Source organism: Mycoplasmopsis citelli (genome assembly GCF_900660645.1).
Lineage (GTDB): Bacteria > Bacillota_I > Bacilli_A > Mycoplasmatales > Metamycoplasmataceae > Mycoplasmopsis > Mycoplasmopsis citelli.
This window is the reverse complement of the sequence record NZ_LR215036.1, coordinates 1036576-1057709: the sequence shown is the minus strand read 5'-3', so window position 1 is coordinate 1057709 and position 21134 is coordinate 1036576. Positions and strand designations below refer to the sequence as shown.

General features: G+C 30.5%; 16 protein-coding genes and 1 tRNA gene. 15 read left to right on the top strand and 2 right to left on the bottom strand.

The window, feature by feature from the left end; genetic code table 4:
• The first annotated feature begins 43 nt into the window (after nt 1–43).
• The 6 genes from rpoB to EXC58_RS03900 all read left to right on the top strand — a co-directional run bounded on the left by rpoB (nt 44) and on the right by EXC58_RS03900 (nt 11086).
• Nucleotides 44–3646 (top strand): DNA-directed RNA polymerase subunit beta, encoded by a 3603-nt coding sequence (gene rpoB, locus EXC58_RS03925; RefSeq protein WP_129725728.1) that lies wholly within the window; start codon nt 44–46, stop codon nt 3644–3646.
• The gene (locus EXC58_RS03920; RefSeq protein ID WP_129725727.1) at nt 3639–8036 is read left to right on the top strand and encodes a DNA-directed RNA polymerase subunit beta'; all 4398 of its coding nucleotides are present in this window, start codon (nt 3639–3641) and stop codon (nt 8034–8036) included. The genes rpoB and EXC58_RS03920 overlap by 8 nt, the downstream gene beginning before the upstream one ends.
• A gap of 202 nt (nt 8037–8238) precedes the next feature.
• Entirely contained in the window at nt 8239–8673 is a 435-nt protein-coding gene (rplM, locus tag EXC58_RS03915) for a 50S ribosomal protein L13 (RefSeq protein WP_129725726.1), read from the top strand.
• A 2-nt stretch (nt 8674–8675) separates the two neighbouring features.
• Entirely contained in the window at nt 8676–9074 is a 399-nt protein-coding gene (rpsI, locus tag EXC58_RS03910) for a 30S ribosomal protein S9 (protein WP_129725725.1), read from the top strand.
• A 70-nt stretch (nt 9075–9144) separates the two neighbouring features.
• Nucleotides 9145–9221: transfer RNA gene (locus EXC58_RS03905), tRNA-Ile, on the top strand.
• A 158-nt stretch (nt 9222–9379) separates the two neighbouring features.
• Nucleotides 9380–11086: a hypothetical protein gene (locus EXC58_RS03900; RefSeq protein WP_129725724.1), complete on the top strand. Its 1707-nt coding sequence runs from the start codon at nt 9380–9382 to the stop codon at nt 11084–11086.
• Nucleotides 11087–11126: 40 nt separating this feature from the next.
• On the opposite strand, the gene EXC58_RS03895 is transcribed toward EXC58_RS03900, so the two are convergent.
• Complete coding sequence (locus tag EXC58_RS03895; RefSeq protein WP_129725723.1) at nt 11127–11366, bottom strand: RNA polymerase sigma factor; 240 nt, start codon at nt 11364–11366, stop codon at nt 11127–11129.
• Entirely contained in the window at nt 11359–12378 is a 1020-nt protein-coding gene (gene ftsY, locus EXC58_RS03890) for a signal recognition particle-docking protein FtsY (RefSeq protein WP_129725722.1), read from the bottom strand. Before ftsY ends, EXC58_RS03895 begins: the two co-directional genes overlap by 8 nt.
• A gap of 144 nt (nt 12379–12522) precedes the next feature.
• On the opposite strand from ftsY, the gene mnmA reads away from it, so the two are divergent.
• The 9 genes from mnmA to EXC58_RS03845 all read left to right on the top strand — a co-directional run bounded on the left by mnmA (nt 12523) and on the right by EXC58_RS03845 (nt 21132).
• A complete protein-coding gene (gene mnmA, locus EXC58_RS03885; protein WP_129725721.1) occupies nt 12523–13635 on the top strand; it encodes a tRNA 2-thiouridine(34) synthase MnmA in 1113 nt (370 codons plus the stop codon).
• An 8-nt stretch (nt 13636–13643) separates the two neighbouring features.
• Nucleotides 13644–16274, top strand: coding sequence for an alanine--tRNA ligase (gene alaS / locus EXC58_RS03880; RefSeq protein WP_129725720.1), 2631 nt, complete (start codon nt 13644–13646; stop codon nt 16272–16274).
• On the top strand, nt 16262–16699 hold the full coding sequence (gene ruvX / locus EXC58_RS03875) for a Holliday junction resolvase RuvX (protein ID WP_129725719.1): 438 nt from the start codon (nt 16262–16264) through the stop codon (nt 16697–16699). The genes alaS and ruvX overlap by 13 nt, the downstream gene beginning before the upstream one ends.
• Nucleotides 16692–17351: a BC85_0335 family putative methyltransferase gene (locus EXC58_RS03870; RefSeq protein WP_129725718.1), complete on the top strand. Its 660-nt coding sequence runs from the start codon at nt 16692–16694 to the stop codon at nt 17349–17351. The genes ruvX and EXC58_RS03870 overlap by 8 nt, the downstream gene beginning before the upstream one ends.
• Nucleotides 17352–17390: 39 nt before the next feature.
• The gene (gene greA, locus EXC58_RS03865) at nt 17391–17870 is read left to right on the top strand and encodes a transcription elongation factor GreA (protein WP_129725717.1); all 480 of its coding nucleotides are present in this window, start codon (nt 17391–17393) and stop codon (nt 17868–17870) included.
• A 46-nt stretch (nt 17871–17916) separates the two neighbouring features.
• Nucleotides 17917–18582, top strand: coding sequence for a deoxynucleoside kinase (locus EXC58_RS03860; RefSeq protein WP_129725716.1), 666 nt, complete (start codon nt 17917–17919; stop codon nt 18580–18582).
• Nucleotides 18575–19132, top strand: a complete 558-nt coding sequence (gene hpt / locus EXC58_RS03855) for a hypoxanthine phosphoribosyltransferase (RefSeq protein ID WP_129725715.1) — start codon at nt 18575–18577, stop codon at nt 19130–19132. Before EXC58_RS03860 ends, hpt begins: the two co-directional genes overlap by 8 nt.
• A gap of 138 nt (nt 19133–19270) precedes the next feature.
• On the top strand, nt 19271–20368 hold the full coding sequence (locus EXC58_RS03850) for a M42 family metallopeptidase (protein ID WP_129725714.1): 1098 nt from the start codon (nt 19271–19273) through the stop codon (nt 20366–20368).
• Between the two features lie 5 nt (nt 20369–20373).
• Nucleotides 20374–21132 (top strand): class I SAM-dependent methyltransferase, encoded by a 759-nt coding sequence (locus tag EXC58_RS03845; protein WP_129725713.1) that lies wholly within the window; start codon nt 20374–20376, stop codon nt 21130–21132.
• Nucleotides 21133–21134: the final 2 nt, after the last annotated feature.

The following is a 21134-nucleotide window of genomic DNA, read 5'->3' as shown; positions in this document are numbered from 1 at the left end:
CTAATTGCGTACTAATACGTCTTTAAATTTACAAAGGGGATTTATGAGTCAACAAAACTACAAAATTCGCAAGTTTGGACCTAAAACAATAAGAAGAGATTATTCAGTTACCAAGCATTCTTACCCTGTTGAAGATATCCTTTCAACTAGCAAAGAAAGCTTTACATTGTTTATCAAAAAGAAAATTCAAGAGCAACTTCTTGAAATTTATCCAATTGAAGCTGCTAATAAACAAGTTTCACTTGATTATGTTAAAAACAGTTTACGTTTAGAATTGCCTTTTAAAAAATCTACTTCAGAAAGTGAAGAGATTAAAAAGTGTAAAGCTAAAGGAATTAATTTTTCAGTTAAAGTTTATGCAACTTTAAAACGTGAAATTACTGGAACAGGAGAGGTTAACACCGATGAAGTTTTAATTGGAGAAATCCCGTACATGACTTCAGGAGGAAGTTTTATTATCAATGGTAGTGAAAAAGTTATTGTTTCTCAACTTATTCGTTCACCTGGAGCTTACTTTGGACTTAATGTTAGAAACAAACAATCAGATGATCTTTTTAACAAAGTTGAAGTATTACCTCGAATTGGTTCGTGAATTGAAATTTCTCACAAAACCACTTCAAATACCCTTGATACAGTTAAAGTTAAAATTGATAAAAACAAAAACGTTAACTTAGGAACTTTTTTAGGATCATTTGGACTTGGACAAGATGAAATTATCAAACTCTTTGGAAAAAGCGAACTTTTAGAAGAAACCATTAGAAAAAATAAATTCATTTCTAATGGTGAAATTTCTAAAGAAGAACTTATTGACCTTTGTCAAGAAGAGCTTTTTAGAGGACTTAGAAAAGGAGACCGGATTTCTGAAGAGTCAAAGAAAAGTCTCCTTCCAGGGATTTTGTTTGATAAAAAACGCTACAATCTTTCAGTTACTGGAAGATACATGCTTAACAATAAACTTTCAGTAGTTGACCGTATTACTAACACCTATTTAGCTCAGGATGTTAAAACCAAAAGCGGAGAAATTTTATACCATAAAAATACTTTAATTACCATCAATATTGCCAAAGAAATTGCTGAAGGATTTAAAGAAGGTATTTTAGCACTTGAAACTATTCCAGGAATTGATGTTGAACATGTTTATCATAAGTTAATTAAAAACAATAAAAATCTTGGTAAAAGAAATAAAATTGCCAAAATTAAAGTTTATCCAAACAAAAAATGAATGCTTGAAAAAGCTGATGAACCAGTTCTTGTTATTGGAAATGATCCTCGTTCAACAGAAGCTCATTTACTTATTTCAGATATTGTTGCAGTAGTAAATTATTACTTTAATTTAATTGAAGGAATTGGACAAGATGACGATCCAGATGCCCTTACTAATAAACGGATTGTTAGCGTTGGAGAATTACTTGAAGGACAACTTTCTGTTGCCCTAGCAAAACTTGAAAAAACTACCCGTGAGAGAATGGGAGCTAAAGCCCCTGAAAAAGTTACAGGGAAAAATGTTACTAACAACAAATTAGTAACTAACCAAATGAAAACTTTCTTTAATTTATCAAAACTTTCGCAATTTATGGACCAAATTAATCCACTTTCGGAAGTTTCAAACAAACGGAGAGTTACTTCACTTGGACCTGGTGGTTTAAATCGTGATACTGCCCAATTTGAAGTTCGGGACGTCCATTCAACTCACTATGGAAGAATTTGTCCAATTGAAACTCCTGAAGGACCAAACATTGGATTAATTCTTAATTACGCTACTTTTGCGAAGGTTAATGAACTTGGATTTTTACAAACTCCTTATTTTAGAGTTAAAGACGGAATTGTTAATTATGATGAAGTAGTTTATTTAACTGCTGCTGAAGAAATTGGATACGCATTTGCACAATCTTCAGTTAAAGTTGATGATAATAACAAAATTATTACACCAACTTTAACAATTCGAAAAGATTATAACTATGTTATTGGAACTCCTCTTGATGTTGATTTTATTGAGGTATCTTCAAAACAAATTGTTTCCCTAGCAGCTACAGCTATTCCTTTCTTGGAAAACGATGATGCTAACCGTGCACTTATGGGGTCAAATATGCAACGTCAAGCAGTACCACTATTAGAAGCGGAAGCTCCTTATGTTGCTACTGGAATTGAAGCAGATATTGCCAAGTATTCTTCGTATAATTTAACTGCAAAAAATGCTGGTGAAGTAGTTCTTGTTGATGGTTCAAGAATTCACGTTAAACAAGAAGGGGGAGTTACTGATAGATACTTCCTTAGAAACTTTGAACGTTCAAATCAAGGTACTATTATTCAACAAAAACCAATTGTTGAAGTTGGACAAATGGTGCAAAAAGGCGACTTGCTTGTTGATGGTTCGAGTTTTAAAGATGGAGAAATGGCTCTTGGTAAAAATGTTTTAGTTGGTTTTACCACTTGAAATGGATATAACTTTGAGGATGCTATTATTATCAGTGAGCGTTTAGTTAAAGATGATGTTTATACATCAATTCACATTGAAGAACAAACTATCCAATTTAGATCTTCACGTGCTGGAGAAGATCAATTAACTCGTGATGATATTCCGAATGTTTCAAAATACTCAATTAGACATTTAGATGAACAAGGAATTGTACGTGTAGGTTCAGAAGTTGTGGCTGGAGATGTTTTAGTTGGAAGAATTTCTCCAAAAGGAGAAGATAATCCAACTCAAGAAGAAAAACTGTTAATGGCTATTTTACAACAACGCCCTCAAAATGTTAAAGATACTTCGCTTAAAGTTAAAAACGGACATAATGGGACTGTAATTCACGTTGAAGTTCTTTCTCGTGAAAAAGGTGATGTTCTTGAAGATGGAATTGACAAAATTGTTAAAGTTTCAGTTGCTCAAAAACGTAAAATTAAAGTTGGAGACAAAATGGCCGGTCGTCACGGGAACAAAGGGGTTATTTCAATAGTGCTTCCTGAAGAAGATATGCCATATCTTGAAGATGGAACACCACTTGATATTATGCTTAACCCTCAAGGGGTTCCTTCACGGATGAATATTGGTCAAGTTCTTGAACTTCACTTAGGAATGGCTGCTCGTAAATTAGGAGTTAAATTTGTTACACCTTCATTTGACGGGGTTAAAAAGAAAGATATTGAAGATGCTCTTGTTGAAGCGGGTCTTGATAAAAGTGGAAAACAAACTTTAATTGATCCAATTACTGGTCGTAAGTTTGATAAACCAATTTCAGTTGGAGTTATGTACATGCTTAAACTTAACCACATGGTTGATGATAAAATGCATGCTCGTAGTGTAGGGCCTTATTCACTTATTACCCAACAACCTCTTGGTGGAAAAAGTCAAAACGGGGGACAAAGATTTGGTGAAATGGAAACTTGAGCTATTGAATCTTATGGAGCTACAAATGTTCTTCAAGAGATTTTAACTTATAAATCAGATGATATTTCTGGGAGAAATGCCCTTTATAGTGCTTTAGTTTCGGATACTAAAGAAATTCCAAGTCCTGGAATTCCTGAATCATTTAACGTGTTAAGTAATGAACTTAAAGGATTAGGGATGAAATTAGAATTATCACAACAAGATAGTAATGAAGAAGAGAAAATAAATCAATACTTAGAAGTTGCAGGAGAAAGTTATGAGTAATTTTACCGATAGAAAAACTGATAATTTACTAAACAAAATCACACTTTCACTAGCTACTAATGAAGATGTGTTAAGTTGATCACATGGTGAAGTAACTAAACCTGAAACCATTAACTATAAATCATATAAACCAGAAAAAGATGGTCTTTTTGATGAGTTAATTTTTGGACCAACTACTGATTATAAATGTCCAGTGTGTTCAACTAAATACAAAAAAAGTGATGAAAACACTAACTGTACTAAAACTCCAGCTTGTGAAAAATATAAACCTAAAATTCTTCCAAAAATTACTCGAAGAACTCGAATGGGTCATATTAAACTTCATAATCCTGTTGTACACTTTTGATTTTTCAAAATTGATCACTCAATTATCGCTAAACTGTTAGGTTTAAGAGTTGCTGATTCGAATACTCCAGTTTCTAAAACCGATTTAGAAAATCTTATTTACTATAAATCGCACATTGTTCTTGAAAGTGGGAGTTTAAAATCGCTTAAGAAAAATACCATTATTAATATTAATGAAGCAGCCTCTATTTATGAAGGCGCTTTAATGGAAATGCTTGAAAGCTATGATAGCGACAGCGAAGAGTATGAAGACATTAATACCGCTTTAGAAGAACTTAGAGAATACGCTTCATCAAAAATGGGTAAAGATTATGGAATTGATTTTTATGAATACAATGACATAATTCATGAATTTTCAGACGCAAAAATCGGGACCGGTTCACAAGCAATTGAATATTTACTTAAAAATATTGACTTAGAAGCAGAAGCAAAATTAGTTCAAAGTAAAATTGATGAAATTAATACTTCACCTAATTACTCAATCACTAGTTTACAAGATCGTTCAAAACTTTATAAACGTTTAACTATTATTAATTCATTTATTAAATCAGGTCAAAAACCTACTAATATGCTAATTTACAATCTTCCAGTTATTCCAGCTGACTTACGCCCACTTGTTCAGCTTGATGGAGGAAGACACTCTACTAGTGATGTTAATGAACTTTATCGTCGGATCATCATCAGAAACAACCGTTTAGCTAAATGAAATGAATCTGATGCCCCAATGCTGATTAAACAAAATGAGTATCGGATGATTCAAGAAGCTGTTGATGCTTTAATTGATAATTCAAGAAAAAAACCTTCTCCAGTTTCTTCTAAAGATGGACATCCTTTAAAGTCAATTTCTGATGCTCTGACCGGAAAAAAAGGACGTTTCCGTCAAAACTTACTTGGAAAAAGGGTTGATTATTCGGGACGTAGTGTTATTGTTGTTGGGCCAACACTTAAAATGTATGAAGTAGGAATTCCTAGGGACATGGCTGCAAAATTATTTGAGCCATGAATTATTAAAGAAATTATTAAATCTGAAGAAAGCGTTAAAAACGTTAAATCAGCAAAAAAACTAGTTGAAAGCTTAAACCCAACCATTTGACCATATGTTGAACGAGCTATTGAAGGTCGTCCAGTACTACTTAACCGTGCTCCTACTTTGCACCGTTTATCAATTCAAGGATTCCAACCAGTTTTAATTCGTGGGAAGGCCATTAAATTACACCCGCTAGTTACAACTGCTTTTAACGCTGACTTTGATGGGGACCAAATGGCTGTTCACGTTCCAATTAGTGAACAAGCAGTTCGTGAAGTTAAAGAATTAATGTTAGCTTCAAAAAATATTCTTGGACCTAGAGATGGTGAGCCAATTATTAACCCTTCTCAAGATATGATTTTGGGTCTATATTACTTAACCATTGAAAAATCAGGTGCAAAAGGTGAAGGTAATTACTATGCAACTTATAATGATATGATAAATGCATACGAAAATAATTACATTACCTTACATACTAGAGTTGTTCTTCCAGTAGAAGCAGTTAATAAAATTTCAGTTCTTAATGCAACTAATAAACCATACATTGTTTCAACTGTTGGGAAATTTATTTTAAACCAAGCCTTTCCTGGAGATTTTGAATTTGTCTTTGGAAAACGAGTTACAACTATCTCACAAACAGTTAATGGACAAGTTAAACTCAAAGAAACAGAGACAATTCATACTTCTGAAAATGCTTTAAAAGAATATACCTTTGAATATGGAACTAACTTTAGAGAAGCAATTAAACTCATCCCAATAAATAGTGCTTTAGTTAAAAAAGATATTGCCAAAATTATTCGCCGTATGTACGAAAAATACGTGGCAGTTGTTACAATTGAAGACATTGCTACTGTGCTTGATACTGTTAAAGATAATAATTATAAAAATAAATTTGAAGAGTGTGCAAGCTTAAAAGATTATAAAAATGAAGAAATTTCCACTTCGCACGCTTCACTTATTAATAAATTCATTCAAGAAGAATTTGAAAACATTAAGTTTAAACATTTCATTAAAAATGAAATTTACGAAATTGATCTTAATTTATCGCATTACACTGAACTTCTTGAAAATGTTTGGTTTAAATATTCAAATTATGTAGCATCAATTTTGGATAACATCAAGGATTTAGGTTTCCAGTATTCAACTATTTCAGGAACTACTATTTCCATGAATGATATTACTACCTTGCCAACTACTCAAGATAAAATTAAAGAAGGTGAGAAGTACGTTGAACAACTTAAAAAATATTTTGCTAATGGTTATTTAACTGATGATGAACGTTATAATTTAACTATTCAAAAATGATCTCAAGTTAAAGAATCAATTGAAAAGGATCTTAAAGAAGTTACTAAATCAGACTTAGAAAACCCATTATTTATGATGTTTACCTCTGGAGCACGTGGAAATGCGTCAAACTTTACTCAGCTTGCCGGAATGCGTGGACTTATGAATAACAACGCTAAAGTGCTTAAAGCCGATGCAGAAAATGACCGTGTGGTTCGTTCAACTGTGGAAATTCCAGTTAAATCTTCATTTTTAGATGGACTAACAGCTTATGAGTTTTATTCATCAACTCACGGGGCTAGAAAAGGACTTACAGATACAGCCCTTAACACCGCTAAATCTGGATATTTAACTCGTAGACTTGTGGATGTTGCTCAAGGAATTGTAGTTCGCGAAGAAGATTGTGGAAGTGATTTTGGATTTGCAGTTAAAGATATTAAAGATACCAAAACTGACACTGTTATTGAATCATTAATTGAAAGAATTGAAGGTAGATTTACTAACCGCCCAATTTATGATTTAAATGGAAATATAATCATTGAAGCAAATTCACTTATTACTCCAGAAATTGCCCATGCAATTGTTAATGAACACGGAAAAACTGAAGTTGAAATTCGGTCAGTTCTTTCATGTCATACTCGTAATGGAGTATGTAAACGTTGCTATGGAAAAGATTTAGCAACTAATAGAATTGTTAATATTGGAGAAGCTGTTGGAGTTGTTACTGCTCAATCAATTGGAGAGCCTGGAACTCAGCTTACAATGCGTACCTTCCACACCGGAGGAGTGGCTGGAGTTGCTGATATTACTGGAGGATTTGGTCGTTTAATTGAGCTTATTGATGCTTATGATCTTCCTTGAGGTCGTCCAGCAGTTATTTCACGAGTATACGGAACTGTTAAAGCAATTAAACCAGCTAAAGATAGCTCAGGAAAAGATTCAGATACTTTACTTGTGGAAATTGAAAGCAAAAACAAAGATGGAGCTTTAGAGATGCATCCACATGCTGTTAAAGTTTCACAAAAACTAAGAGTTAAAGTTGGCGATTTAGTTGTTCCTGGTCAAAAAATTGTTGAAGGACCAATTATTATCAATGATCTTTTAGAAAAAGCAGATACTAGAGCTGTGCAAAATTATCTACTAAAAGAAGTTCAAAGACTTTATCGCTTACAAGGGATTGCAATTGCTGACAAATATATTGAAATTATTATTCGTCAAATGCTTTCAAAAATTATTATTACTGATCCAGGAGATTCGGACTTTTTCACTGGTAGTTTAGTTGATCGCTTTATTTATCAAAGGGAAAATGGCCGTTTAATCGCACAAGGAAAACGTCCTGCTTTTGGGGAAGTAAAAATTAAAGGAGCAAAACAAACTCCACTTCTTAGTGATTCGTTTTTAGCAGCTGCTTCTTATCAAGAAACTGCGAAAATTTTGGTTAATTCTTCAATTTCAAATCGTGTAGATTATCTTCAAGGTCTTAAAGAAAATATTATTTTAGGGTACAAAATTCCAGCTGGAACTAACTCTAATTATGAACCAAAAAGTAAATATGATATCCGTGATCCGAAAACTTATTTCACTAATAAACACGATGCTAGCCAAGAGTTAAGTGAAGAAATTCTGTATGATATTGATAATATGTTTGATTCAAACGGATTAGAAGAAGTCGAACTTTATGAAGATGATTCAAACATTGATACTTTAGATTATGACTATGGTCTTGATGAATAATTTTTACTAGAAAAAACACCTTAACGGTGTTTTTTTATCCAAAAATTGTGTAAAAATAGTTATTTTAAATTTTTGAATTTTCTATTTAAGAAGCAAGATATAACCACCGAAAAAATGCTTGTATTTTTTGTGTTTGTGTTATAATTAGAAAGCAATTTATAGAACCGAAATAAATTCCAAAAATTAACGTAGGAGGATGATGATGAGACAAACAACAATTGTTAACACACAAAAAGCTGACAAAAAATGATACGTTGTTGATGCAGAAGGCCAAGTTGTAGGTCGCTTAGCTGCTTTTGTTGCTTCAGTTCTTAGAGGAAAAACAAAACCAACTTTTACACCACATGCAGATATGGGAGATAATGTTATTATCGTTAATGCAGAAAAAGCGATTTTAACAGCTAAAAAAGAAGAGGACAAAATTTACTATTCACATTCAGGATATCCTGGTGGACTTAAAAGCATCAACGCTGCTAAATTAAGAGCTAAAAAACCTACCGCTGTAGTTCAAAAAGCTATTTTCGGAATGCTTCCACACACAAAATTAGGAAACAGCCAACGTCGTAACGTTTTTATTTACGCTGGTTCAGAACACAAACACCAAGCTCAAAACCCAGAAAGATTAGAGGTTAGATAATTATGGCTAAGGAACAATTACAATACCGTGGATTAGGAAGAAGAAAATCTTCAGTTGCTCGTGTTATCATTAAACCTGGAAAAGGTGATTTTGTTATTAACAAAAGAAAAGCAAGAGAATATTTAACTTCTGATATTTATCTTAAAGACGCAAATCAACCATTTGTTTTAACAGAAACCATGGGGCAATTTGATGTTTCTGTTAATGTAGCTGGTGGAGGTCTTAGTGGTCAAGCTGGAGCGATTCGCCTTGGAATTGCACGTGCATTATTAGAAGCTAGTGCTGATTATCGTGCAGTTTTAAAAGAAGCAGGAATGCTTACAAGAGATGCTCGTGCTAAAGAACGTAAAAAACCAGGTCTTCGAAAAGCACGTCGTGCAAGACAATTCTCAAAACGTTAATTTTTATAATAATTATTTTTTCCTTTTATATCCTTAAAATCTTAAAAAGTGATATAATAGGAATACACTTGCGAGCGTAGCTCAGCTGGTTAGAGCACACGACTGATAATCGTGAGGTCGATGGTTCAAGTCCATTCGTTCGCACCATTTCATTTGATGACCAAAGTCAGGATAAAGGTCCTGATTTTTATCTGCTTTTAACTTGATTTTATGCTTATTTTTTTAAAAAAATATTTTATAATATATTAAAAGTAATTTTAAATATAACACTATTATTAAAAAACAGTTACTTACAAAGGATTTTTATGAAAAAGCTAAAAAATAAATTATTACTTTTATCTTCGGTGGCTCTTGTTTCAGCTCCTGTTTTAGGTGTTTCTGCACAAATTCCAGCAATTAAAGATACTCCAAATGCAGATGGAGAAGGTGGTTTAACTGGAGGTTCTGGTGGCACCGGAACTGGAACAAATAGTGGCACTGGCGGAAATGCTGGTTCTGCTGCAACAGGTTCAGGTACATCTAATGATGCAGGAGCTTCAACCGGCGGGACATCAGGTGTAGCAACAGATACTAACGCAAGTGGAGTAGATGCAACTAGCGATCAAGCTTTACAAACTAAAAAAGCAGAATACAAAACAACAATTGAAGGTTTAGCTAGAAAAGATGATGAACATCCATTTTTATCTGCTGCACAAATTGCAGTTTATAAAGAAAAAGCAGATGGAGCGAGTGTTACAGGTGAACAAGTTGACCAATTTCTCAAAGAGGCCAATGAAGTTGCCGCATTAATGCTTACTCTTTTAAAAGATTCTACAAGTGAATTATTTGATAAATTAACATCTTCAACTCGTTTTGAAACTAAAGTATCAGATGCTACAGATGCAAAGACCTATAAAGAAGAATTAACTGAAGCAAAAAATAATGCTCAAACTCAAATTAACCAACAAACAAAATCTGCTACAACATTATCAACTAAAGATCAAGTTCAAGGACTTATTGATAAATTTGTTGATAGCTATAACAAAGGAGTTGTTTCAATCCTTGATTTAATTTTAAACGGGAATAATCCATTATCACTTAACTCAGTTATTACTTCATATTTAAAAGAGCTTTTAAAGGTTTCAAAAGAAGATTTATCTAGTTCAACAAAAACACTAAAACCAGAAAACTTAAATGCGATTTTAACAGTTGATTCTGCAGTTGATCAATTAGTACAAACTAGTGCTGAAGTTAAAAAATTCGTAGAAGAAAACCAAGATCTTAAAGCAAATGTAGCTAATATTTTAGGAAATCAATTAATTTCTAAAGAAGACAAAGACAAATTAAATGAAGATTATAACAAATTATCATTGTCTTTAGATTCACAAGAAGATGCTAAAGTTGGTGAAGAATACGTAAAAGATCCAGAATCATTTAAAAAAAACTTAGAAACTTTAACTAAAAAATACACCGAACTTAAACAAGAAAACGAAAAAACTGCTCCATATAATGCTGTTTTAACTCAAGCTATTGGATTAAACGAACTTCAAGTACAGTATTTTGCAACCGAAGGTAAAAAGACAGCTGACAACAGTCAAGATCCAAGTGAAGTAGAAACTTTTAAAGCGTTAGTTAAAAATGTTAATGACGAAATGATGACTTTGAGAAAAAATCTTAAAGAATACGAACCTAAATTAAAAGAATTTCAAAATTCAGATAAATTAACTCAAGAGAACAAAGACTCTATTAGCTCAGTTCTTAGAAGAGCAAATGATCACTTAACAAATTTCAATAAAGATGCTCAAGAAATTCAAAGTGTTGCTTCAAATGTAGCAAGAGAATACTCAAAAGCATTAGAACTTACTTCATTAGCTGATGCAAAAAAACTTGCTAATTTAGAAGACCCTAAACCTACATATTACGAATACATTGTAATTGGTGCTGTTTCATCATTATTACTATTAGCTGGATTATTTATGACTTTATTTTCAAAAAGTAAAAAAGCTAAAGCTCCAAAATCAGACAAAGAATAATAAAAAGTGCTAAAGCACTTTTTATATTTGAATTTCTTAGTTATTTTGCATCTTTTTGTTTTTGAATTTTATCTAATTTTTTAAAAGCCTTATCAACTGCATCGTAAACGCTTGAACGAGTTGTTGCTAAAATTTCAGCTACTTCAGTATAAGATAAATCTTTATAAAAATAAAGTTCAAAAGCCTGCTGTTGAACTTTTGTTAACATAAATCCATACTTTTCATATAATAGAGTATATTTTTGAATATTATTTAGCGACTTTTTATTTTCTTTATTCATTAATCAAATCCTTAGTCATTTGATAAATGAACATTTCTAAATCAAACTCTTGCAAATCATCAAGTTTTTCTCCTAAACCAATAAATTTAACATTTAATTGATATTCATCTTTAATTGATAAAACAATTCCGCCTTTAGAAGTTCCATCCATTTTAGTTAAAACAATTCCGGTTAAATTCGCAATTTCTTTAAATGCTTTTGCTTGAGAAAGTCCATTTTGTCCATTAGTTGCATCAAGTACTAATAATGACTCATGGGGTGCACTTGGTTCAAAACGTTTAATTACTGAAATCATTTTATTTAATTCGTTCATTAAATTAACTTTATTTTGCAATCTTCCGGCAGTATCAATAATTAATAAATCATAATTATCATTTTTAGCTTTTTCCATTCCTTTATATACCACCGAAGAAGGATCGGCTCCTTCCTTATCAGGTTTGATAATATCAGCATTAATTCTTTGAGCTCAAATTTCTAGCTGATTAACAGCTCCTGCACGAAAAGTATCAGCAGCAGCTATTAAAACTTTTTTACCTTCTTGCTTAAATTTATGAGCTATTTTGGCAATTGAAGTAGTTTTTCCACTACCATTAACTCCCACAAAGACAAAGACATTTAAACGTCCTTGTTGATAATCCAAAGTGGTGTTAGTAATACTATCATTAGCATAAACAACAAACATTTGGTCAGCAACAATTTCTCCAATTAATTTTGGGTCATCAATATTATTAGTTTTTACTTCACGTTTAATTTTTTCAATAATTAAATATACCAGTGAGGCATTAATATCTGACATAATTAATAATTCTTCTAATTCTTCAAAAAACTCTTCATCAATTTTATTATAACGGTTTTGTAATTCTAAAATTTGTTTTCCAAAATTACTAGCATTTGAAAGTCCAGTTTTGTATTTTTCTAACTTTCCTGATTTGAGTAAATCTTGTTCTTTTATGCTTGATTTATCAGTGTTTTTGAAAAAAACTTTACTTACTAAATTTTTAAAAAATCCCATGTTTTTATTTTACCATTTTTAATTAGTTATAAACTTTTAAGACCTATAAAAACGTCAGATTTTTATTAATTTGTGCTATTAATTCTTTTAAAAAGATTCAAAAATAATATAATACAATAAATTTATTTATTTTAGGGAGAAAATGTGAATAAACGAGTAATTATCGGGATGAGTGGAGGGGTTGATTCCTCAGTTGCAGCATATTTATTATTGCAAGCAGGATACCAAGTTGAGGGTTTATTTATGCGTAATTGAGACAGTATTTTAAATAATGATGTATTAGGAAATGAAGATATTACTCAAGATGTTTGTCCGCAGGAGCAAGATTATCAAGATGCTTTAGCAGTTTCTAATACTCTTGGAATTAAGCTTCACCGAGTTGATTTTGTCCAAGAATACTGAGAAAAAGTCTTTGAAAACTTTATTGAAGAATATAAAAAAGGACGTACTCCCAATCCTGATATTTTATGCAATAAACACATTAAATTTTCTTCTTTTGCTAAGTATGCTTTTAGTCAACTTAAAGCCGATTATATTGCCATGGGTCATTACGCTAAAGTAGAAAATGGACATTTATATCGAGCCAAAGATCAAAATAAAGACCAAACATATTTTTTAGCACAATTAAGTTCTGAACAACTTTCAAAAGTTATAATGCCACTTGCTAACTTAAAAAAAGAGCAAATTCGTGAAATTGCAACTAAATTAAATTTAACAACAGCTTCTAAAAAAGATTCTACTGGTATTTGCTTTATAGGCGAACGAAATTTTACTAAGTTTTTACAAAATTATATTCCAGCTCAAGAAGGGGATATTGTTGATATTACAACAAAGAAAAGACTTGGTAAACACATTGGTTGTTTTTATTACACCATTGGACAACGAAAGGGGCTGAATTTAGGTGGGATGAGCGAACCATATTATGTTTGCGGGCATAATGTTAAAGAAAATATTTTATATGTAGCTCCTTCTTCACAAACTCAGTGACTTGAATCAAATAATTTAATTGCAAGCAATTTAAACTTAAATAATTTAGATTATAATCCTGAAAATTTAACTGCTAAATTTAGATATCGTCAGCAAGATATTAAAGTAACTATTGAAATTAATGGAACTAATGTAAGAGTTTTTTATCCTCAAAAATCCCAAGCAATTACCCCTGGGCAACAAGTTGTTCTATATGATGGGGATAAGTGCATTGGAGGAGCAATTATTGAAGAAGTTTATATGGATAATCAAAAACTCACATATATTTAGAGGTAAAAATGAAATCAAGTGAAATTAGAGAAAAGTGACTTAAGTTTTTTGAATCTCAAGGACATTTTATTGTTCCTTCAAAAAGCTTAATTCCACACAATGATCCATCATTACTTTGAATTAATAGTGGAGTTGCTACTTTAAAGGATTATTTTTCTGGAAAAAAAATTCCACCATCAAAAAGATTAACAAATTCTCAAAAAGCAATTCGAACCAATGATATTGAAAATGTTGGAATTACTGCTCGACATCACACATTTTTTGAGATGTTAGGAAATTTTTCAATTGGAGATTACTTCAAAAAAGAAGCAATTGCTTTTGCGGTTGATTTTTTAGTTAATGTTTTAGAACTTCCAAAAGAAAAACTTTATTTTACCTATTATTATGAGGATTTAGAAACCAAAAATTATTGAATTTCACACGGATTTACTGAAGAGCATTTAATTCCAGGAGATAAATCAACTAACTTTTGAGAAGTGGGTTCAGGGCCATGTGGGCCAAATACTGAAATTTTTTATGATCGGGGAGCAAAATATGATTCTCGAGGAATTGAATTACTAAAAAAAGATATCGAAAATGATCGATACATTGAAATTTGAAATATTGTTTTTTCAACTTATAATTCTGATGGAGAGGGTAATTACACTGAATTAAATCAAAAAAATATCGATACTGGAGCTGGGTTGGAGCGAATTGTTTCGATTTTACAAGATGCACCAACTAATTTTGACACTGATTTATTTTTACCAATAATTCAAGAAATTGAAAAATATACTCCTTATCAATACAAAATTAATAATTATTTTGTTAAAGATGAGCAACAAACTTTAATTAACACTAATTTTAAAGTTATTGCTGACCATATGCGAACTGTGGTAAATGCTATTAATGATGGAGCTAAACCTTCTAATGTAGGTCGTGGGTACATCTTAAGACGCTTAATTCGTCGTTCAATTCATAAAGCAATGCAACTTAAAATTAATCAAAAATTATTTTTACATAAGTTAGTAAAAATAATTGCCTCAACACTTCCGTATGATTATAATATTACTAATATTGAGCAAATAATTTTGGATGAAGAAATTTCATTTTCAAAAACAATTCAAAGCGGAAGAGAACTTTTAGAGCAACATATTTTGGTAAATGATAAGTTATTTCCTGGAGATGTAGCTTTCAAATTATTTGAAACTTACGGATTTCCAATTGAGCTTACAGTTGAAATTTTAAATGAACAAAACATTCAAGTTGATATGGAAGCATACGATCAAGCTAAAGAAAAACATTCAGAAGCTTCAAGAGGTTTAAAACTTTCGGGAATGGATAAAGTTATTAATTCACTTGCTTTAATTGATAAAAAACTTGATCACTTTATTGGCTATGATTTTGAAGAAGCTTCAACTAAAATCTTAAAATTACTAACAGATCAAGACGAAGTTACAGAAAATGAAGGAATTAGTTATTTAATTTTAGAAAAAACTCCTTTTTACGCTACTAGCGGAGGTCAAAAGCATGACCGCGGATATATTTTGCAAAATAATAATAAACTTGAAATTTTAAATGTTTTTAAAGATAAATTTAACAATCATATTCATAAGGTTCAAGGAAAAGTTAATCTTAATGATCCAGTGCAATGTTTTGTTGATAAAAAAATTCGTTTAGGATTAAAAAGAAACCACTCAGGAACTCACTTGCTTTTTTGTGCTTTACGCACAATTTTAGGATCTCATATTGAACAAATTGGTAGTGATAATAATGAAGAAAGATTAACTTTTGACTTTCCAAGTGATGAAAAACCTTCAAAAGAAACTATTGTAAAAATTGAAAATTTAGTACGTCAATACATTCAAAAAGATGTCAAACGTAACTATTTAGAAACAACAACTGAAAAAGCAAAAGCAATGGGAGCAATTATGACTCTTGAGGAAGCTGAATATATGGATCCTAAAAACATTAGAATTGTTGAATTTGAAGGAATTACAGCTGATTTATGTGGTGGAACACACTTAGAACATTCAGGAATGCTAGAAAGTTTTAAAATTGTTTCAGTAGAGAAAAAAGCAGCAGGAATTTATCGAATTAGAGCTATTTCCTCTTTTGAAATTGTTAATAAATATTTACAAGAGCAAGTTAATTTATTAAATGAACAACTTCAAAAAGTCATTCAAAAAAATCAAGATTTAGATCCAAAATACCACATTATTGTGCTTAAAAAAGAAAATTTAGAAGAACAAATTAATTATTTACAAAACTTAATTGAAACTGCCAAAGAATACAATAAAGAATTAACTAAAAAACATTCACAACAAAATACTCAAATTAACTTAGAGCAAATTACAAATATTCTAATTAATAATAATAATGATGTTTATCTTTTTGAAGTTCCAGCAAATGCATTAAAAACATCAGTTTCAACTCTTAGAGAAAAACATCCACAAGCTTTAATTGTAGGTTTTGATTCCAATAATATGCTTTGTATAGGATCGAAAACTTTTAATTCCAACAAAATTGCTCAACAACTTTTTGTTTCATTTAACGGTAAAGGTGGTGGAAATAATTTGTTAGCAATGGGTAAATGCAATCTGAAAGTTTCTCAAGAGACATTGCTTGAACAAATTAAAAAATTATCATGAGAAAATTAGGGATGGATTTAGGGACTAAAAGTTGTGGATTTGCAATCACTGATGAAAGTGAAATTATTGCAACCTCACTAGAAAATTTTCTTATGGAAGAAGGCGATTTTCAAGCTGTTATTAACAAAATTAGAGAATATACAAAAGAATATAAAATTGATGGTTTTATTTTAGGATATCCGATAAAAATTAGTGGAGAAAAAAGTCAGCGAACTTTTATGGTTGAAAATTTTAAGCAACTACTTAAAAAAAACTTTAATATCCCAATTATGCTGATAAACGAACAATATAGCACCAAAAAAGCTCAAGAAATTATGATTAGTGCCGGATTAAATGCTAAAAAAAGAAAAGGATTTAAAGATAAATTAGCAGCTCAAATTATCTTGCAAGATTATTTACAATATTACAAAGATAAATGAGGTAAAAATGACTAAAACTCAAATAGGACTTTTTATTTCAATGGGAGTAGTTGCCTTAATTGCCCTTATTTTAGTTCTTTTTTTAAGATGAAAGATTAAAAAAATCAAACAGCAATATCTTAATCAAGATCGAGAGCAAACTTATTTAATGCTTCAAAGATTAAGAAACGATTTAGGGGAACTACCTTTTAATTTGAAGGACCATTTAAAAAACGATTATAAACCTTATGATATTGAAGCAGTCATTAATACGATTTTTACTAATGATTTTAATTCAATATTAATTATTGATAATAAGGATGTCTTTTTACAAGCTGTTGTTTCAGCTAAAACAAAAAGAAAAATGTATTTTTTAAAAGAATATAATTTTTATCCACAATATTTAGAACTTTTAGAAAAATATCCTGATGAATTACAAGAAAGCAATTTGTTTGAATATAATGGACAAAGCTTAAATTTTGTAGCAGTTTTTAATAATAATTATTCTCTTGAAGAGGTTTTTGAAAAATATTTTAAAGTATTAGAAAATCAATCAATGATGATGATTTTAACAACTAATTATCGCAAAAAAGAATTAGTAAACTTTGTGAAATTAATTAAGAAAACTAATTTACTATATGAAATCTCATATGTTGAAAGTAAATTTTTATATATTGTTAAGCAATAAATTACAAAATTGCTATAATTAAATACAAAAAGGAGCATTATGGTATCAAAAAGTGAAAAAATTTATTTAGCTAAAGAAACTTTAGAAAAGTACAAAAAAGAATACGAATATCTAGTTAATGTAGAGCGTCCTGCAGTGCAAAATGCACTTAAAGAAGCTCGTGCACAGGGTGACCTTTCAGAAAATGCTGAGTATGATGCAGCTAGAGATCGTCAAGGAATTGTTGAAGGGCGGATTAACGAACTTGAAACAATTATTGATCGTGCTGAAATTATTGAAAATGCTAACAGTGCTTCAATTGGAATTGGAGCAACTGTAACATTAAAGTTCATTGAAACTGGAGAAATTAAAAACATCACTATTATGGGAACTCATGATGCAAATCCATTTGAGGATAAAATTTCAAATAAAAGCCCATTAGCAGTTGCAATTATGGGTAAAAAAGCTGGTGATGCTGTTGAAGTTGATGCTCAACAAAAATTTAATGTGGAAATTATCAGCGTAACACAACAAAACTAAAGATTTATTCTTTGGTTTTTGTTTAAAAATTTTTCAAGGAGTATGTATGGTTATTGGAATTTCAGGAATGATTAGTAGTGGTAAAAGCACTCTTTCAAAAAAACTTAATAAATATTATAAAAAATCACTGCTTTTAAATGAGTATGAAGAGCAAGATGAAGTTTTTAATACTTATTTAAAATGGTTTTATGAACAAAAACCAAACATTGATGTGAGTTTTCAAGTCTATGTTGTCGAAAATCACACTGCAAGTGTTCGCAAAATTGTTGATAAGTTTAATCAAAAAAACTTAGATAAAAATGAAGATATTATTTTTTTAGATCGTTTTAGTGCTGAACATTATGTATTTGCATCAGTGAATTTAAAGAGTTTGCCGAAAAAATCTTTTAATGCTTATAAAGCACTTTTTAATGAACTAGTAAGCAATGAAGAGCTTCCTGAATTTACTATTTTCTTAGATATTAGCTTTGAAAATTTTCAAAAACGTCTTTTTAAACGAGGACGAGAAGTTGAAATAAGCAATTATGAAGCTAACAAAGAATATTTTTATGAACTATACCAAGCTTATAAGAAAACTTTCTTAGATATTGTTAAAAAGTACAAAATTAACTATGTTGTAATTGATACTAACAACAAAACCGAAAAAGAAGTTTTTGAAGAAGCTATCAAAGCAATTGATCAATACAAAAAAGAAAGAGTAACTAATGAATAAAGATCCAAGAATTCTAAAAATCTTATTTGACCAAGAGTATATTAATGCTCACATAAAAAAATGTGCTCAGTGAGTAAATGATACTTTTAAAGATAGTTCATCATTAATTTTAGTTGGTTTGTTAAAAGGATCGGTGCCATTTTTGGCTCAATTAATTAAAGATGTAAATGTTGATCACCAAATTGATTTTTTAATTGCTTCTAGTTATAATGGTTCTCACGCTTCAAGCGGAAGTGTTAAAATCATTATGGATTTAAGTGAAGATATTGAGAATAAAGATGTTTTAATTGTTGAAGATATCATTGATAGTGGAATTACTTTAGAAAAAATTAAAAGCTTACTCCTTGCTCGTAATCCGAAGAGTTTTAGAATTTTAACTTTAATGAATAAGCCACATAATCGAAAAGTCAACCTTGAAGCTGATTATTATGGTTTTACTGTTCCGGATGAATTTTTAGTAGGATTTGGACTTGATTATCAAGAAAAATTGCGAAATTTACCTTATATTGGAATTTTTGATCCTAAATATATCAATAAGAAAAAGAAATAATTTTTTAACCAACAAAAGTAAATATTTTGTTGGTTTTATTTTTCCTTTTTCCCGCATAAAATGATATTAAAATAGATTAAAGAAGTAAAAATATTTTAGTAAAATTTTAAGTATATACTTTTTTAAAAGAAGGAAAATATGGATAAAAAATACACACATTTATTTGAGAGATTAAATGTTTACATGAATATTGAAGCAATGTCTCGCTACGAAGAACCAGTAGTTGATGAGCTTAAGAAAGGTATTGCTAGCGATACTTTTGAAGTATATCGAGATGGATTTGGTTCAGTTATTTTTCATAAAAAGTCAAAAAATCCAAAAAATCCAAATGCACCTAAAGTAATGTTAGCAGCACACATGGATGAGGTTGGTTATATTGTTCGTAGTGTTGAAAAAAATGGAAATTTATTAGTTTCAACTATTGGAGGAGTTTGACCAAATGTAGTTATTGGAACTAAAGCTACTTTAGTAGTTAATGCTAGTGGTAAAAAATTCACTGGAGTTTTTGGTCACACTTCAATTCACATTTTGGAAGCTGAAAAAGTTAAACAAGCAATTACTGAAAAAGAATTATTTGTTGATTTTGGATTTATGTCTGATCAAGAAGCTTTTGATCATGGAGTTGAAGTTGGAGATCGAATTTACATTTCTGGAGAAACAGTTATACTTGAAAATAATTTAGTTGGTGGAAAAGCAATGGATAATCGTGCGGGAGTTACTGCAATTGAACTTATTGCCAATCAAGTAGCAAATTTAGATTTAGATGTAGATTTATATATCGTTGGAACTGTGCAAGAAGAAGTTGGTACTCGAGGAGCAAAAACTTCAGTTAGTTTAATTAATCCTGATGTTGCTTTTGCTGTTGATACTGGAGCTTCACATGATACCACTGGTGCAATTAAAGGCACTCCGGTATTAGGTAAAGGAGTTAATTTACTTGTTAAAGACGGCGGAACTCTTGGAGACCCTAAAATTTTAGATTTACTAATGCATTTAGCTAAAACCCATAATATTCCGGCATATAAATATATTGCAATGGGTGGCGGAACTGATGCTAGCGTACTTCAATATGCTCGTGGAGGAGCAAAAACTGTCTCAATTTCAATTCCGCAAAGATATTTACATAGCCCAATTGGGGTTGCCTCACTAGTGGATATTCAAGCTACTGTTGATTTAATGGTTGAATTTATTAAAGCTTATTCGCAAGAAAAACACGAAGAATTATCTTATAAATAAAACAAATGAAAGATACTCTTAAATATACTCAAAGTTACGAAACGGAAAAATCGCTTCAACATTATTCTGAAGCGATTTTTAATGTTGGGATGCTTAAAGCTGAACAGACCTTGCTCAAAAAATATTTTGGAAATAACTTAGATATTAAAATTGCTGACTTAGGATGTGGACCAGGAAGATTTTCTCTAAATGCATTATTATTGGGATATTTAAATATTGATGGTTATGACATTAGTAAAGCTTCAATTAAATTAGCTAAATATATTCAAACTAAAGAAATGTTTCAAAAACCTAATACCCAATTAAATTTTTATCAAGCTGATTTAACAAAAAATAATTCATTAAAAGAAAATCATTATCATGTTGCGTTTTTTACTTTCAATTCTTTAATGTGTATTCCAGGACATCAAAATAAAATTAAGGCTTTAAAAAACGCTTGAAATTCGCTTTTAAAAGGTGGAATTTTAATTTTTACTGCTGATGAAGTTGATAATGATATTAAAAAGCAACAACACATTCAGCAAGCAGCTGAACGTTTAGTTAAAAGTAATATCACTAACTGAAGAGCTGAAGATGTAATTTATCAAATTGAAAATAAAGAAGGAGTTTTGTGCTTTTATAATAAAGAAGATATTTTGAAACTTCTACAAGAAAGTAGTTTACCCAAACCTATTTTCATTGCCAAAAGGGATGAGATTGCCCAAGAAACCTTGCAAGGACAAAAATTTTCAGATAATGCATATTATTATGTTTTAAGAAAATAGTC